Origin of the sequence: Ochrobactrum sp. C6C9, from assembly GCF_022627935.1 — a bacterium.
In the GTDB taxonomy this organism is placed as follows: Bacteria; Pseudomonadota; Alphaproteobacteria; order Rhizobiales; family Rhizobiaceae; genus Brucella; species Brucella teleogrylli.
On record NZ_JABXGB010000015.1, the window covers coordinates 39537 to 55773 of the forward strand.

Here is a 16237-nt window from a genome sequence, read left to right on the forward strand (position 1 = left end):
AGGATCCGATATGTTTGATCTGACTGGCCGCAAGGCTCTCGTAACCGGTGCGACCGGCGGTCTGGGTGAAGCGATTGCTCGCGCTCTCCATGCACAGGGCGCTATTGTCGGCCTGCACGGTACGCGCGAAGAAAAGCTGAAGGAACTGGCCGCCGAACTCGGCGATCGTGTTTTCATCTTCCCGGCCAATCTGTCGGACCGCGAAGCCGTCAAGGCGCTCGGCCAGAAGGCGGAAGAAGAGCTGGGCGGCGTCGATATTCTGGTCAACAATGCCGGTATCACCCGTGACGGCCTGTTCGTGCGCATGAGCGATGAAGACTGGGATGCCGTTCTGAATGTCAATCTCACCTCGGTTTTCAACCTGACGCGTGAGCTGACCCATCCGATGATGCGCCGCCGCAATGGCCGCATCATCAACATCACCTCCATCGTCGGCGTGACCGGCAATCCGGGGCAGGCGAATTATTGCGCGTCGAAGGCGGGCCTCATCGGCTTCTCCAAGTCGCTGGCGCAGGAAATCGCAAGCCGCAATGTGACGGTGAACTGCATTGCGCCGGGCTTTATCGAATCGGCCATGACCGACAAGCTGAACGACAAGCAAAAAGAAGCGATCATGGCCAATATTCCCATGAAGCGCATGGGTGTTGGCGCCGATATTGCTGCTGCCGTGGTCTATCTCGCCAGCGATCAGGCCGGCTACGTGACGGGTCAGACGCTGCATGTCAATGGCGGCATGGCCATGATTTAAGTGTCTGATCCAAAAGTCGCCATGCCGGTCTGCAAATGGCAATTTCTGCGCTTCCGGTGCTCACGTACCCAAATGTACGCTGCGCTCCGGTTCTCGAAATCACCATTTTCGCCGCGGCCTGCCGCTTTTTGATTCAGACATAAACCCTCGGCGATCCCCGATTTATGGTATAAAATGCCTTAATACATGGGGCGTGACCGGAAAAGGCGCTTTGCCTTGCTCAAGAAGCATGGTAATGCGCCCATCGAGAGTTGTGGCATTTCGTAGAATTTGCCGCGATCCTGTTCCGAAAGGAATATCCACAGGATGACTGTCCGGGCGGCTTCGCTCGAAACTGGCAGTCATCTTAGAACTTGATTACAATCCTGCATGCCGCTAACCAAGGCAGAGCAACAAACAAACAGGTCGAGGTTCCGACATGAGCGATACCGCAGAGCGCGTCAAGAAAATCGTTGTTGAACATCTGGGCGTAGATGCCGACAAGGTCACGGAAGGCGCAAGCTTCATTGATGATCTCGGCGCAGACAGCCTCGACACCGTCGAGCTGGTCATGGCTTTCGAAGAAGAATTCGGCGTTGAAATTCCTGACGACGCTGCAGAAACGATCCTCACGGTCGGCGACGCTGTGAAGTTCATCGACAAGGCTTCGGCCTAATCGGGACCAGAGCTGAGGGCTGGGCTCTTCGGAACCCGGCCCTGCCTGTATTCTGAGCTCTATTCCGACATTGCCGGATGCTGCGCCTTTTTAATGAAGGTTGCCTCGCATCCGGGAATGGTCGGGAATAAAGCGTGTAGAAAATACAGTGTACAGACATGTCTGTACGGGCCGTTTCGGCATCCAAGTGAATTTGCCGGCATGCCGGTGTCGGATCGTTTCGACAGGCTCTTGCGGCAGACTCCGATTTAACGATTGGAGCATCATCCCTTTCAAAGTCAGGCCCGGACATTGCATCTGCCGGTGAAAGCCTGCGGGTCGATGCTCGTGACATAACAGTTTTAAGGGGTGGATATGAGGCGTGTCGTCATCACCGGTCTCGGTCTGGTGTCACCGCTTGCAAGCGGTGTGGAAGAGTCCTGGAAGCGGCTTCTGGCTGGCGAAAGCGGGGCTCGCCGCATCACGGAATTCGAGGTTGACGATCTGGCCTGCCAGATTGCCTGCCGCATTCCGGTTGGCGACGGCACCAACGGCACGTTCAATGCCGATCTCCACATGGAGCCCAAGGAGCAGCGCAAGGTCGATCCGTTCATCGTCTATGCCGTCGGCGCGGCCGATCAGGCACTGGATGACGCGAACTGGCATCCCGAAAGCGATGAAGATCAGGTGCGCACCGGCGTTCTGATCGGTTCCGGCATTGGCGGCATCGAAGGCATTGTCGAAGCGGGCTACACGCTGCGCGACAAGGGCCCGCGCCGCATTTCCCCGTTCTTCATTCCCGGCCGTCTGATCAACCTGGCTTCCGGCCATGTGTCGATCAAGCACAATCTGCGCGGCCCGAACCATTCGGTCGTCACCGCTTGCGCAACAGGCACGCACGCCATTGGCGATGCAGCCCGCCTGATCGCTTTCGGCGACGCCGAGGTGATGGTTGCCGGTGGCACGGAATCGCCGGTCAGCCGCATTTCGCTGGCGGGCTTTGCTGCCTGCAAGGCGCTGTCCACCAAGCGCAACGACGATCCGACCGCCGCATCGCGTCCTTATGACGATGACCGTGACGGCTTCGTCATGGGCGAAGGTGCAGGCGTTGTTGTTCTGGAAGAACTCGAACACGCGCTGGCGCGTGGCGCGAAGATCTATGCCGAAGTGATCGGCTACGGCCTTTCGGGCGATGCCTACCACATCACGGCTCCGACCGAGAGCGGCGAAGGTGCGGAGCGCTGCATGGTTGCGGCTCTCAAGCGCGCTGAAATCACGCCGGACCAGATCGACTACATCAACGCCCATGGCACATCGACCATGGCCGATACGATCGAACTGGGCGCTGTCGAGCGCGTGGTCGGCGATGCGGCTTCGAAGATTTCCATGTCCTCTACCAAGTCGTCCATCGGCCATCTTCTGGGTGCTGCCGGTGCTGCCGAAGCGATTTTCTCGACGCTGGCCATTCGCGACAATATCGCACCTGCGACGCTCAATCTCGACAATCCGGCTGTCTCGACCAAGATCGATCTGGTGCCGCACAAGGCACGCGAACGCAAGATCGACGTGGCTCTTTCGAACTCCTTCGGATTCGGTGGAACCAACGCTTCGCTGGTGTTGCGTCGCTATTCCTGACCGGCATTTCTGGCCGGACAGACCAAATCTGATAGGAATAAATAAAAACGCGGGGATTTCTCCGCGTTTTTGTCAAAATATAACCGGATGCGATATTTAAAATCGCTAATAGTGGTTAGGGTGAGCACGCTCGGATTGACGGAAGGCTTCGGCCTGAGCGGATTTGGGCATCAAGTGCGGAGAGCCGCTCGGGACAGGTCGTTGACGCCTCTTGGCGGCAAGGCCGGTCAAGGCTACAAGACCGAGGTGACGGAGTGAATTCAGAGGTACAGCCCGGGGCACAACCCGGAACCAACTCTGCTGAAGAGCAAGCCAAGGCTGGCAAGCCGGAGACGCCAACGGAAGCGCCGGCGGAAACGGCTGCGGCCACAAAGCCGTTTGTTCCCAAATCTGCGTCGGAAGCTCTGCGTCCTGAACCCGGCACGCCGCCGCCGCGCAAGCGTTCGCGCCATGCGCGCAGCCAGATCGTCGTCTTCATGAATTTCATGCTGTCGCTGGTCGTGCTCGCTTTGCTGGGCGCGTCGGCGCTGTTTTATTTCGGCAAGATGCAATTTGACTGGCAGGGCCCGCTGGCAAGCGAGACGACTTTCGTGGTCAAGCGCGGCGCGGGCATTTCCGAAGTCGCCAACAGCCTCGAAGCCCGCGATATCGTCAGCGATGGACGTATTTTCCGTTTCGGCATGCGCGCCTATGGTCACGAAAACGACCTCAAGGCCGGTGAATATGCCATTCCAGCGGGTGCAACCATGCGCGACGTGATGAATATTCTCATCAGCGGCAAGTCGATCATGTATCCGCTGACGGTGCCCGAAGGGCTGACGGTCAAGCAGATTTTCGATCGTATTTCGTCCGATCCGATTCTGGTCGGCGATATGCCGAAAGACATGCCGCCGGAAGGTTCGCTCTTCACCGACACGTTGCATTTCACGCGTGGCACCACGCGGACCGAAATCATCGACCGCATGATCGCTTCGCAAAAGAAGCTGGTTGACGATATCTGGGCGAAGCGCGGCCCCGACCTGCCGGTCAAGGACCGCAATGAATTCGTGACGCTCGCTTCCATCGTCGAGAAGGAAACGGGTATCGCGTCGGAGCGTCCGCATGTCGCTTCGGTTTTCGTCAATCGTCTGAACAAGGGCATGCGGCTGCAATCGGACCCGACGATCATCTATGGCTTGTTCGGTGGTGCGGGCAAACCGTCCGACCGTCCGATCTTCAAGTCGGATATCGAAAAGCCGACGCCCTATAACACCTATGTCATCAACGGATTGCCACCGGCGCCGATTGCCAATCCGGGCAAGGCGGCACTGGAAGCGGTCGCCAATCCACTTGCGACCGAGGATTTGTATTTCGTTGCCGATGGCACCGGCGGGCATGTCTTCTCGAAGACCTTGCAGGAACACAATGCCAATGTCCGCAAGTGGCGCAATGTCGAACAGCAGAACAGCGCCGGTGGCGCTGCTGGCAGCCAGAAGGTTGCGCAGTGACCTGACTGCCAGACATATCTGTGTGTGATTCGACAGAGCCGGTTGCTGAAAAGCGCCGGCTCTGTATGTCTAAAGGAATGCAGCATTCCGCGTATTGGAGTGCATGATTGAGTTTCGGTGCACGGGCGGCGAACTATCGCTTCCGGGCTCAGGTTGAGGGGAAGGGACGCATGGCGCTCCAGAGCATGACCGGATTTGCGCGCTATGCCGCGCAGCATGACGGCGCCAATGGCGAAGCGCGTATCGTTTGGGAAGTGCGCTCGGTCAATGGCAAGGGGCTTGATCTGCGCCTGCGTCTGCCGCAGGGGCTGGAAGCGGTCGAGCATCCGGTGCGTTCCATGCTGGCGCGTCATTTTTCCCGCGGCAATTTTCAGGCGAGCCTGAGTGTCGAACGGACCGACGAGCAGGCCAATTTCGTCATCAACCACGCCATGCTGTCCGAGGTGCTGAAACTCGGTGCCGAATTGCAGGAAAAGCACGGTCTGACACCTGCTAGCGTCGATGGTGTTCTGTCGCTGCGCGGCATGATCGATCAGGCGCAGGTCTCGGAAGACGACGATGCCCGGGCAGCACTGGAAGCAGCCGTCGTGGCAGCCTTTGAAGGCGCGCTGAAGGCCATTGCCGAGGCGCGGGCGCAGGAAGGCAAGGCGCTGTTCACGATCCTGTCGGGTCATGTCGATACGATTGGCCGTCTCACCGAAGCGGCGCGTCAGGATCCGTCGCGAAGCACGGATGCCATCAAGGCGCGGCTCGCGACGCAGGTTGCGCTGCTGCTTGACGGCCCGCGTGAACTGGATGAGGCCCGGCTTTATCAGGAAGCGGCTTTCCTTGCGACCAAGGCGGATATTCAGGAAGAGCTGGACCGGCTCGACACCCATGTCGCCTCCGCCCATAAATTGCTCGCCGATGGCGGGCCGGTCGGGCGCAAGCTCGATTTTCTTTCACAGGAATTTAATCGTGAAGCGAATACACTGTGTTCCAAATCGAACGCGGCGTCGATCACGGCCATCGGGCTGGAACTGAAAGCGGTCGTCGATCAGTTTCGCGAACAAGTACAGAATCTGGAGTAAGAGTAACATGGCCATCACTTCAGTTGAAAATGGCGTCGCGCGCAGAGGCTTGATGGTGGTGATCTCGTCGCCATCGGGCGCTGGAAAATCCACGATTGCCCGGCTGTTGCTGGAAGACAAGAAGATGGACCTTTCGCTGTCGATCAGCGTGACGACGCGCCAGCGCCGTCCGAGCGAGATCGAAGGGGTGCATTATCACTTCAAGACCATTCGCGAGTTCGAGCGTCTGCGCGACAATGACGAACTGATCGAATGGGCGGAAGTGCACGGCAATTTTTACGGCACTCTGCGCGAAACCGCCGAGATTGCACTGGCCGATGGTCAGGATATGCTGTTCGATATCGACTGGCAGGGCGCGGACCAGCTTCAGGCCAAGATGCCTGCCGATGTGGTGTCGATCTTCATCCTGCCGCCGACGATGCGCGAATTGCAGCAGCGTCTCAACCGCCGTGCGGAAGACACGCCGGAAGTCATCGAGACACGCTTGCAGAATGCCCGTTTTGAAATCCAGAAATGGGTGAAATACGACTATATTGTCATCAATGAAGACCTCGACCGCTCCTTTGCGGCGATCAAGTCGATCATTGAGGCCGAGCGCCTGCGTCGCGACCGCCGCCCCGGCCTGTTCGATTTCGTGACAGGCCTGCTCGAAGAAGAGCCGGGCATCTGAGCATTCTGCTGAACAATAAAACCGCCTTTTGAGGCGGTTTTATTTTTATGGATGCCAGACTGAAAATTGTCAGGCGAGGGCACGCTTCGCGGCGTTTCCCACATCTTCACCGCAATGCGGGGCAATTCTTCTATGCTCGCATTTCGCGAGGCGCGGCGCCATATGCGCGGCGATAATCGCGGCTGAACTGCGTCGGGCTTTCATAGCCGACAGCAAAAGCAACCGATGAAACCGGCACTGCGGTTTCGCTCAACTGGCGGCGCGCTTCCAGAAGCCGCAACGCCTTTTGATATTGCAGCGGCGTGGTGGCCATGACGGATTTGAAATGCTCGTGAAAGCTGGAAGGGCTCATTCCGGCAATATCCGCCAGCTCTTCCGTGCGGATCGGATTGTTCCAGTGCTGCTTGATATGGGTGATTGCTTTAGCGATGCGGCTTGCCGGGCTGCCCGGCTGGGCAAGCTGACGCAACATCGCGCCGTTGCGGGTCAGAAGCACGCGGAAATGCAGTTCCTTGCGGATCATCGGCTCAAGAACGCGGCGTTCCAGCGGCTTGTCGCGCAGATCGAGCAAACGCGTCATGGCATCGGTCACGCCTGCATCCGCCCTGCCGGTGGCCACGGCTTCGCTACGCGCCGCCGCGATCATCTCCGGCTCAATCTCGCCCTGAAGGGCGCGCAAAATCTCCAGATCGATCCGGCAAGCAAGGGCTATATAGGGATTATCGGGGCTGGCTTCGACAATGCGCGCACCTGTGATCAATTCGTGCGAGACGATCGCCGTCATGCCCGCATCGAAACGAACGGCCCGTTCGCCATGCAGGATTTCTTTGGCGCCCTGGAGGACCAGGCAAATCATCGGCTGATACATATCGGGCCGAATGGCCGATATGGCCGGGGAGCAGACCACGGTTACGCCGTCGATGCCGGTCGGTGCAGGATAAGGCCCCACCCCAGTTTCGCGGACAATTTCGATGCAGCGGGCTGCGAGATTTGAAGCGTGTTCGGACATGGGAAAAGCATAGCAAGCCTTTGTTTTCCGTGACACAGAAATCGGAGCCTTCGGAGGAATGGGCATGTTTCATGGAGAATGTGGCAGGCCGAACGAACGGGAAAGCGGCAATATAGAAACCAGAATTCGTTGAGCGAAAGGAAACTGACATGACGATTGCACTCATCACGGGCGGTAGCCGGGGCCTTGGCCGCAGCGCAGCGCTGCATCTGGCCAGACAGGGCGTCGGCATCGTCCTGACCTATCAGAGCAATGCGAAGGCCGCGGAAGAGGCGGTTTCTGAAATTGCAGCCGAGGGCGGCACCGCCATTGCCCTGCCGCTCGACACGGGGAAGGTGGCAAGTTTTGCTGCTTTTGCTGAAAAGTTGCAGCAGGCGCTTCAGGAAAAATGGGGCCGCACAACCTTCGACTATTTGGTGAACAATGCCGGTCATGGCGTTCACAAGCCATTTGCCGAAACCACGGAAGAAGATTTCGACGGTCTGGTGAATGTGCATCTGAAAGGCGTCTTCTTCCTGACGCAGTCCCTGCTGCCGCTGATCGAGGATGGCGGCAAGATTTTGAATGTCTCGACCGGTCTCGCGCGTTTCGCGCTGCCGGGCTATTCGGCCTATGCCACCATGAAGGGCGGCATCGAGGTTCTGACCCGCTATCTCGCCCGCGAACTTGGCCCGCGCGGCATTGCGGTGAACGCGATTGCGCCGGGCGCCATCGAAACGGATTTCGGCGGTGGCGTGGTGCGCGACATGCCGGAAGTCAACAAGATGGTGGCGAACTCCACTGCCATGGGTCGCGTGGGACGTCCGGATGATATTGGCGGTGCAGTAGCGGCCATTCTGTCGGGCGGCACGGGCTGGATCACCGGCCAGCGCATCGAAGTGTCCGGCGGTCAGAATATCTGACGATCTAGTTTAGCCTTATCGAAATGCGGCTGGTGTCATGCACCAGCCGTCTGAAGGCTTCCAGAAAAGGCTTGCCTCCGAGCGTGCGCAATTTGCTTAGCGCTTCTGTGTTTTTAAACACAAGCTCGCATTCGCCGGGCCAACCTGGCCCTTGCCATTGCACCGCATCCCAGAAAGAATCGAGCGTATAGCCGAAGGACTGCACATCCTGCGCCGGGACCGCGGCAAGGTAGCGTCGCCAGAGTTCGTCTGGCGTTGTCACACCTGCGCAGTCGATTTCGTAAACGGGCACCATCAACCGAGCAGGATCAAAAGTCCGTCCACCATGCCTAATAGCAGGATGAGCGCGCCCATCGTGATCGCCGTGATGATGAGCATGCGCTTTTGCCGGTTGCGCTTGTCGGGCTGCTTCCCTGTCCAGTCATATGAAGAACCAGGCATATGCATCTCCAGATCGGCCTATATTTTCTATAAGCCTTCAGAGAGCTTTATAAACGCCTTCTGTGCGGTTTATCAAATGCGCGGTGTTTCAGGCTAAACGACGGTCCTCAGACCGCCGTACCGCCGACGGTGACCTGATCCATACGCAGATGCGGCTGGCCGACGCCAACGGGAACCCACTGGCCGCCCTTGCCGCAATTGCCGCTGCCGGTATCGAGCTTCATGTCGTTGCCGATCATCGAAATGCGCTGCATGGCGTCCGGGCCGTTGCCGATCAGCATGGCGCCCTTGATGGGCGCGGCAATCTTGCCGTCCTCGATCATATAGGCTTCCGTGCAGCCGAACACGAACTTGCCGGAGGTGATGTCCACCTGTCCGCCGCCGAACGAAACAGCATAGATGCCTTTCTTCATGGAGGCGATGATCTCTTCCGGTGTCTTGTCGCCCGACAGCATATAGGTGTTGGTCATGCGGGGCATCGGCGCATGGGCATAGGATTCACGGCGTCCGTTGCCGGTCGCCTCCATGCCCATCAGGCGGGCGTTCTGGCGGTCCTGCATGTAATTGACCAGCTTGCCGTCGTCGATCAGAACCGTGCGATTGGTCGGCGTGCCTTCATCGTCGATGGTCAGCGAACCGCGACGCTCGGCAATCGTTCCGTCATCCACGACGGTCACGCCCTTGGATGCCACTTGCTGGCCGAGCAGCCCGGCAAAGGCCGAGGTCTTCTTGCGGTTGAAGTCGCCTTCAAGCCCGTGACCAACCGCTTCATGCAGCATGACGCCCGGCCAGCCATTGGCGAGTACAATGTCGAACGTGCCTGCCGGGGCAGGGATCGCTTCCAGATTGACCAGCGCCTGACGCAGCGCCTCGTCGGCGGCATGCTGCCAGCTTTCGACGGTGATGAATTCGCCGAACCCCTTGCGACCGCCCAGCGTGTGCGAGCCGGATTCCTGACGGTCGCCGCTGCCTGCCACGACCGAAACGGTGAGCCGCACCATGGGGCGGATATCGCGCACGAAATGGCCGTCGGCGCGCAGGATTTCAACTTGCTGCCATGAACCGGCCAGCGAGACGGAAACCTGACGGACTTTCGGGTCCTTGGCGCGCAGATAGCCGTCGATCTGCTGTAAAAGCTGCACTTTCGCATCAAAGGTCGGCGAGCCGATGGGGTTTTCGTCGGTATAGAGATGGCGATTGGTGCCCGCAGGCGCTGCGGCATAGGAACCGCCATAGCCCTTGATGGTGGCGGAAACCGCATCGGAGGCGCGCTTCAGCGCGGCCATCGAAAGGTCGCCCGCATGGGCATAGCCGATGGCTTCACCGGCAACCGAGCGCAGGCCAAAACCCTGATCCTGATTGAAGGAACCGGTCTTGAGGCGCCCATTGTCGAAAACGAGCGCTTCAGCTTCGCGATATTCGATGAAGAGTTCGCCGTCGTCGCTGCCCTTGAGGCTCGCGGCGACGAGGCGTTCGATATCGTCACGTCCGGTATCGAAACTGTCGATCAGGCTTTTCATAAAAACAAATCCTGCAGCATGGGTCTGCTGCAGGATGTAAGCCTTAAAACGGTTGAGAACAACCACGCGATGAAGAACTGTTGAGATTCTGGTGATGGTGAGGCGAAAACCGTAGGCCGCGAGAACCAGAGCGGAATGTACTTAAGGGTACATGAGCACCGGAAGTGCAGCGGGATGCGGTTTGCAGCCCGCCAGCGCCGGAATATCGATAGTTCTTAGGGCAGGGCGTCGAAGCCTTCACCAAACCCCTTCAAATCCACGGGAATGCCGACGCCTTCTTCCGGTGTCTGGAAGACGATGAAGGTTGCGGCCTTTCCGGAACGCAGCGTCTTCAACAGCTCGTCTTCGAGAATGACTTCCGCATAGCAGCCGTCTTCGAAGCAGCGCACGAAATAGGCGCGGCCAATATCCTTGCCGTCGACGTTGAGGCCGAGGCCGTTCGGCAGCAGAACGCCGAGCGGGGCCAGCACGCGCAGAATGCGCGCCTTGTTATCGGCGGTCTTCAGAACCACGACCGAAAGGCCGAGTTCCGGACGCTTGGCGGCAACCACATTCTGGATTAGCGCGCATTGCTCGGTCTTGGCGCCAGCGGGCGTATCGCAAAGCACAGCCCAAGCGCCGTGCTGCGACTTCAGCTTGCCGCTTTGCTGCGGGTTGGACGGGGCCGCCTGCGACTGCGCAGCCGGGGCCTGATCCGGTGTCTGCAACGGCGCGGGCGTATTCTGCGCGGCGGACGGCAGGGTTGCGGCTGCGAGCGACAGGCTGACGCCAGCGGCAAGAGCCATCAGGCGCTGAAGAATCGGGCGGTTGGCAAGCATGCGGACAGTCATGAAATCTCCAGATCGAATCCCTGATCGAATCAGTGGGACGTTAACGCGCAGCATCAGCCATGAAAAGCAATCAGAGACGCGATTATCAGTCATCGTCAATCATAGCTATCATTGCAACGGTGATATCGCCTGTTGGATCGATTGTCACGTAGCACGTGCGGCGAAACCTCTTTTCAAATCATGGCTTCATTATGAGATTTACAGGTTTTTCCCAAGTTTTTGCCGGTTTACGGATGCGCAGGCATAAGGCTAGAAATCCGGGCGGAATTGGGAGTGGTTCCGTCGGCGGGCAAAAGCTGCGCGCAAAAATGCCGCACAGGAACATATTCGCCTTCCTTGCGGTGTGCGTTAAGGTGTGATTTGAACGCCGACGGGGGATGCGGCCGTCATTTGCGTCCGGCGTCCAGCCTGAAAGGGCGAAAAGGGAGAGAGTTCTGGTGGATAAGATTGTTGCCACAACGAAGGGCGCCGTCGTTGGTGCTCTTGCAGTGCTGTGGATGACCGGTGCCGCTTTTGCGGATCAGCCGCGTCCATGGGAATGGAGATTTCAGGACGCTGCAACGGGTATTGCCGAGCAGATTCATTGGTTTGAGCGCTATACGCTCTGGTTCATTATTCCGGTTACGTTGCTGGTTCTGGCGTTGCTGGTTATCGTCGTGCTTCGCTTCCGGGCGAGCGTCAATCCGGAACCATCGAAGACCAGCCACAATACGATGATCGAAGTGATCTGGACCGTCGGTCCCGTGATCATTCTTCTGTTCCTGGCTGTGCCGTCGTTCCAGCTTCTGACCGCGCAATATTCGCCGGAAGACCCGTCCCTGACGGTCAAGGCAACCGGCTACCAGTGGTATTGGGGCTATGAATATCAGGTCGACAATCCGGTCAGCTTTGACGCCCTTCTTCTGAAGGATGCAGATCGCGCCGCCGCGGGCAAAGAGGATAAGTCCCGCTATCCGCGCCTTCTGGCCGTCGACAATGAAGTGGTTGTTCCGGTCGGTGAAACCGTTCGCCTTCTGGTAACCGCCGCCGACGTGATCCATTCCTGGACCATTCCCGCCTTCGGCGTGAAGATGGATGCCGTTCCCGGCCGTATCAACGAAGCCTGGTTCAAGGCTGACAAGGAAGGCCTCTATTACGGTCAGTGCTCGGAGCTTTGCGGCAAGGATCATGGCTTCATGCCAATCGCCGTGCGCGTTGTCTCAAAAGAGCAGTACCAGACATGGCTCGCCGCTGCGGGCTCGGATCTGAACGGCGCGAACAAGGCGCTGCAGGCTGCCGTCGAAGGTGGCGCAAACAATAAAGTGGCTGCGGCGGGTCTCTGATCCCGAACGCCAAACTGTTGAAAAACGGGAGCGAATTCCATGGCTGGCACAGCAGCTCACGAGGGTGCCCATGACGACCACAAGCCGCACGGCTGGGTTCGTTGGGTTTACTCGACCAATCATAAAGACATCGGTACGCTGTACCTGATCTTCGCAATCATCGCCGGTATCATCGGCGGCGCGCTGTCCATCGCGATGCGCGCCGAACTGCAGGAACCGGGCATTCAGATTTTCCATGGCCTTGCGTCCATGGTCTACGGTGTCGAGGGCGATGCCGCACTTGATGCCGGCAAGCAGATGTTCAACGTGTTCACCTCGGCGCACGCGCTGGTCATGATCTTCTTCATGGTCATGCCTGCGCTGATCGGTGGTTTCGCCAACTGGATGGTGCCGCTGATGATCGGCGCGCCGGACATGGCGTTCCCGCGCATGAACAATATTTCGTTCTGGCTTCTGCCGCCTGCGCTGATGCTGCTGATGATCTCGCTGTTCATGCCTTCGGCACCGGGCGGCTGGGGTCCTGGCGGCGGCTGGACACTGTATCCGCCGCTTTCGACGAGCGGTCAGCCGGGTCCGGCAATCGATTTCGCCATTCTGGCGCTGCACATTTCGGGTGCATCGTCGATCCTCGGTGCAATCAACTTCATCACCACGATCCTGAACATGCGCGCGCCGGGCATGACGCTGCACAAGATGCCGCTCTTCGCGTGGGCTGTTCTGGTCACGGCATTCCTGCTTCTGCTTTCGCTGCCGGTTCTGGCAGGCGGCATCACCATGCTGCTGACCGACCGTAACTTCGGCACGACCTTCTTCGCGCCGGATGGCGGTGGTGACCCGATCCTCTACCAGCATCTGTTCTGGTTCTTCGGTCACCCGGAAGTGTACATTCTGATTCTGCCGGGATTTGGCATCGTCAGCCACATCGTCTCGACCTTCTCGCGCAAGCCGATCTTCGGTTATCTCGGCATGGCCTACGCCATGGTCGCCATCGGTGTCGTCGGCTTCGTGGTCTGGGCGCACCATATGTACACAGTCGGCCTATCGCTCGACACGCAGCGCTATTTCGTGTTCGCCACGATGGTCATCGCGGTTCCCACAGGCATCAAGATCTTCTCATGGATCGCGACCATGTGGGGCGGTTCGATCACCTTCCGCGCGCCGATGCTGTGGGCAATCGGCTTCATCTTCCTGTTCACGGTTGGTGGTGTGACGGGCGTTCAGCTCGCCAATGCCGGTCTCGACCGTGCACTGCACGACACCTATTACGTGGTGGCGCATTTCCACTACGTTCTGTCGTTGGGCGCTGTCTTTGCGATCTTCGCGGGCTGGTACTACTGGTTCCCGAAGATGAGCGGCTACATGTATAACGAGTTCACCGCGAAGCTGCATTTTTGGGTCACCTTCATCGGTGTGAACCTGATCTTCTTCCCGCAGCATTTCCTCGGTCTCGCCGGCATGCCGCGCCGTTACATCGACTATCCGGATGCCTATGCAGGCTGGAACATGGTGTCGTCCTACGGCTCCTATATTTCGGGCTTTGCCGTGCTGATCTTCCTCTACAATGTCTTCGAGGCATTCGCGAAGAAGCGTGAAGCGGGTGCAAACCCATGGGGCGAAGGCGCAACCACGCTGGAATGGCAGCTTCCTTCACCGCCGCCGTACCACCAGTGGGAACAGCTGCCGCGCATCAAGTAATCGCGCGAAGGGCATGAGCATTTCCAGCAAAAGTGCGAAGCGGTTTTGCTTAGGATAATGCGACAGGGAAAAGTGAGCATTTCCAGCAAAAGTGCGAAGCGGTTTTGCTTAGGATAATGCGATGGGAAGGGGGAGGTCTGTAAAAGGCTTCGCCCTTTCCAACAAATTGTGCTAAAGGCGGGCGACATTCTGTTCCGCCCATCGCGTTATGACCGTACTGGCAGGTTTGGCCTGCCGACAATTGCACGGCATTTCCGGCAGGAACGGATGTTCTCCGGGAGGGACAAGTTGTGTTGGTTGTCGAGCTGTATCGAACAAGATGCGGTGGTCGGACCGGTGAATTTGAGGTTGTTGAAGTCTAATGTCGCTGGTGGAAAAAAACGTAAGCGTTTCAGGTCCGAATGACGCAGTCGCGTTCTCGGAGGCAACGGCGCGGGACTATCTGGTTCTGCTGAAGCCGCGCGTGATGTCGCTTGTGGTGTTCACGGGGCTGGTCGGGCTTGTCCTTGCTCCGGGCACGATGAACCCGGTTCTGGCTGCCATCAGCATTCTCTGCATCGCGGTTGGTGCGGGCGCATCCGGCGCGCTGAACATGTGGTACGACGCCGATATCGACGCGGTGATGAAGCGCACCCGCAGCCGCCCGATTCCAGCTGGTGTGATTGCACCCAATCAGGTTCTGGCTTTCGGTCTGACGCTGTCGGTCTTTTCGGTGCTGACGCTCGGCCTGATGGTCAATTGGCTGTCGGCAGCGCTTCTGGCCTTCACAATCTTCTTCTATGCCGTCATCTACACGATGTGGCTCAAGCGCTCGACGCCGCAGAATATCGTCATTGGCGGTGCTGCGGGCGCGTTCCCGCCGATGATCGGTTGGGCTGCGGCAACGGGCGAGATCACCTGGGACAGCGTCGTGCTGTTCATGATCATTTTCCTCTGGACACCGCCGCATTTCTGGGCGCTGTCGCTGTTTTCGACCAATGATTACGAAGCCGCGCGCATTCCGATGATGCCGAATGTGAAGGGCGAGCTTTCGACCCGCCGTCAGGCGATGTTCTATACGCTGCTCATGGCGCCGGTCGGCGTGCTGCCATGGGTGATGGGCTTTGCAGGCCCGGTCTACGGTGCCGTATCGGTGCTGCTGGGCGGAGCCTTCATCTATTATGCCTGGCGCATGTGGATGGCCGCATCGCAGCCGGAAATGCTGGTTGCCGCGCGCAAGCTGTTTCGCTTTTCGCTGGTGTATCTGTCCGGCCTGTTCGCGGTTATGCTGGTCGAGGCGCTGACGTTGAAGGTGCTTCACGCCTTTGGAGTGTTGTAATGGATAAAACGGCAGAAAATCCGGTTCATGAGAAGCTGGAACTGGTCGTGCCGACCGAGCAGCAGAAGAAAGCCCAGCGCAACCGGTCCTGGGGACTGGCAATTGCCTTGGCGCTGTTCGTGCTGCTCGTCTATGTCGGCACGATAGCAAAACTGGGTGCCAATATTCTGGTGCGGCCGCTCTGACAAACAGTTCGGGTTAGGCTGTTTCGGGAGGGAAACTGGGAGGAGACCATGGCAGATCAGCAGAACAAAGACGATAAGCTCAAGCGGCAGCAGCGTTCCAACCGGACCATTGCGATTGCCTGCGTGTCTTTCTTCGTCTGCATGATCGGTGCGGCCTATGCGTCCGTTCCGCTTTACACGCTGTTCTGTCAGGTCACGGGCTATGGCGGCACGACGCAGCGCGTTGAGCAATATTCCGATACGATTCTCGACAAGACCATCAAGGTGCGTTTCGACGCCAATACGGCTAATGGCCTGCCTTGGGATTTCAAGCCGGTGCAGCGCGAAGTGACGGTGCGTATCGGCGAAACCACCATGATCAAGTATGAAGCGCGCAACCTGTTCGATGAAGCGACCTTTGGTCGTGCGAGCTTCAATGTCTCGCCGGGCCGGGCAGGCGCCTATTTCAACAAGGTCCAGTGCTTCTGCTTCACGGATACCACGCTGAAGCCGGGCGAAGACATGGAAATGCCGGTGGTTTTCTTCGTCGATCCGGAGATCGTCAACGATCCCGATCTGAAGGATGTGAAGACCATCACACTTTCCTACACATTTTTCCCGATCGACAAGCCGAAGCCGGTTGCCGATGCAAAGGCAGCAACGAAGCCGGATGATGCGGCGAGCAATGGGGGATAACGGGACGCCAGTTCCGGGGCGGCACATAATGCCGCAAAGACAAATGCGAAGACTGGTTTTATTGTCGGAATCAAACCGTTGGTAAAACCGCTTGAA

General features: G+C 58.4%; 17 protein-coding genes. 12 read left to right on the top strand and 5 right to left on the bottom strand.

What is annotated here, in order from left to right:
- The first annotated feature begins 10 nt into the window (after positions 1–10).
- The 6 genes from fabG to gmk all read left to right on the top strand — a co-directional run bounded on the left by fabG (position 11) and on the right by gmk (position 6244).
- The gene (gene fabG / locus HWD97_RS13620) at positions 11–748 is read left to right on the top strand and encodes a 3-oxoacyl-[acyl-carrier-protein] reductase (protein ID WP_109368480.1); all 738 of its coding nucleotides are present in this window, start codon (positions 11–13) and stop codon (positions 746–748) included.
- Positions 749–1166: 418 nt separating this feature from the next.
- Positions 1167–1403 (top strand): acyl carrier protein, encoded by a 237-nt coding sequence (locus HWD97_RS13625; RefSeq protein ID WP_002963616.1) that lies wholly within the window; start codon positions 1167–1169, stop codon positions 1401–1403.
- Positions 1404–1757: 354 nt separating this feature from the next.
- A complete protein-coding gene (gene fabF, locus HWD97_RS13630; protein WP_109368481.1) occupies positions 1758–3017 on the top strand; it encodes a beta-ketoacyl-ACP synthase II in 1260 nt (419 codons plus the stop codon).
- A gap of 254 nt (positions 3018–3271) precedes the next feature.
- Positions 3272–4504 (top strand): endolytic transglycosylase MltG, encoded by a 1233-nt coding sequence (mltG, locus tag HWD97_RS13635; RefSeq protein WP_371835121.1) that lies wholly within the window; start codon positions 3272–3274, stop codon positions 4502–4504.
- A gap of 170 nt (positions 4505–4674) precedes the next feature.
- A complete protein-coding gene (locus HWD97_RS13640) occupies positions 4675–5574 on the top strand; it encodes a YicC/YloC family endoribonuclease (protein ID WP_121537359.1) in 900 nt (299 codons plus the stop codon).
- Positions 5575–5581: 7 nt separating this feature from the next.
- Positions 5582–6244: a guanylate kinase gene (gmk, locus tag HWD97_RS13645; protein WP_109368484.1), complete on the top strand. Its 663-nt coding sequence runs from the start codon at positions 5582–5584 to the stop codon at positions 6242–6244.
- 130 nt (positions 6245–6374) lie between these two features.
- Here gmk and HWD97_RS13650 read toward each other — a convergent pair whose 3' ends face one another.
- Positions 6375–7253: an AraC family transcriptional regulator gene (locus tag HWD97_RS13650; protein ID WP_167836050.1), complete on the bottom strand. Its 879-nt coding sequence runs from the start codon at positions 7251–7253 to the stop codon at positions 6375–6377.
- 149 nt (positions 7254–7402) lie between these two features.
- Between HWD97_RS13650 and HWD97_RS13655 the strand changes: the two genes are divergently transcribed.
- The gene (locus HWD97_RS13655; RefSeq protein WP_109368487.1) at positions 7403–8155 is read left to right on the top strand and encodes an SDR family NAD(P)-dependent oxidoreductase; all 753 of its coding nucleotides are present in this window, start codon (positions 7403–7405) and stop codon (positions 8153–8155) included.
- A gap of 4 nt (positions 8156–8159) precedes the next feature.
- Here HWD97_RS13655 and HWD97_RS13660 read toward each other — a convergent pair whose 3' ends face one another.
- The 4 genes from HWD97_RS13660 to HWD97_RS13675 form a co-directional block, all read right to left on the bottom strand.
- A complete protein-coding gene (locus tag HWD97_RS13660; protein WP_140025446.1) occupies positions 8160–8450 on the bottom strand; it encodes a barstar family protein in 291 nt (96 codons plus the stop codon).
- A complete protein-coding gene (locus HWD97_RS13665; RefSeq protein ID WP_167836051.1) occupies positions 8450–8596 on the bottom strand; it encodes a hypothetical protein in 147 nt (48 codons plus the stop codon). Before HWD97_RS13665 ends, HWD97_RS13660 begins: the two co-directional genes overlap by 1 nt.
- A 107-nt stretch (positions 8597–8703) precedes the next feature.
- Positions 8704–10116 carry a metalloprotease TldD gene (gene tldD / locus HWD97_RS13670; protein WP_371835122.1) on the bottom strand — a complete coding sequence of 471 codons (1413 nt, stop codon included), beginning with the start codon at positions 10114–10116 and terminating at the stop codon, positions 8704–8706.
- Positions 10117–10331: 215 nt separating this feature from the next.
- Complete coding sequence (locus tag HWD97_RS13675; RefSeq protein WP_109368489.1) at positions 10332–10946, bottom strand: invasion associated locus B family protein; 615 nt, start codon at positions 10944–10946, stop codon at positions 10332–10334.
- A 497-nt stretch (positions 10947–11443) separates the two neighbouring features.
- Here HWD97_RS13675 and coxB point away from each other — a divergent pair, with 497 nt between their 5' ends.
- From coxB to HWD97_RS13700, 5 genes are all read left to right on the top strand, one after another.
- A complete protein-coding gene (coxB, locus tag HWD97_RS13680; RefSeq protein ID WP_171317181.1) occupies positions 11444–12268 on the top strand; it encodes a cytochrome c oxidase subunit II in 825 nt (274 codons plus the stop codon).
- A gap of 39 nt (positions 12269–12307) precedes the next feature.
- Positions 12308–13963 carry a cytochrome c oxidase subunit I gene (gene ctaD / locus HWD97_RS13685; protein ID WP_109368491.1) on the top strand — a complete coding sequence of 552 codons (1656 nt, stop codon included), beginning with the start codon at positions 12308–12310 and terminating at the stop codon, positions 13961–13963.
- A 361-nt stretch (positions 13964–14324) separates the two neighbouring features.
- The gene (locus tag HWD97_RS13690; RefSeq protein WP_371835123.1) at positions 14325–15281 is read left to right on the top strand and encodes a heme o synthase; all 957 of its coding nucleotides are present in this window, start codon (positions 14325–14327) and stop codon (positions 15279–15281) included.
- Positions 15281–15466 (top strand): hypothetical protein, encoded by a 186-nt coding sequence (locus tag HWD97_RS13695; protein WP_109368493.1) that lies wholly within the window; start codon positions 15281–15283, stop codon positions 15464–15466. Before HWD97_RS13690 ends, HWD97_RS13695 begins: the two co-directional genes overlap by 1 nt.
- A 48-nt stretch (positions 15467–15514) precedes the next feature.
- Positions 15515–16141, top strand: a complete 627-nt coding sequence (locus HWD97_RS13700) for a cytochrome c oxidase assembly protein (protein WP_109368494.1) — start codon at positions 15515–15517, stop codon at positions 16139–16141.
- Positions 16142–16237 lie beyond the last annotated feature (96 nt).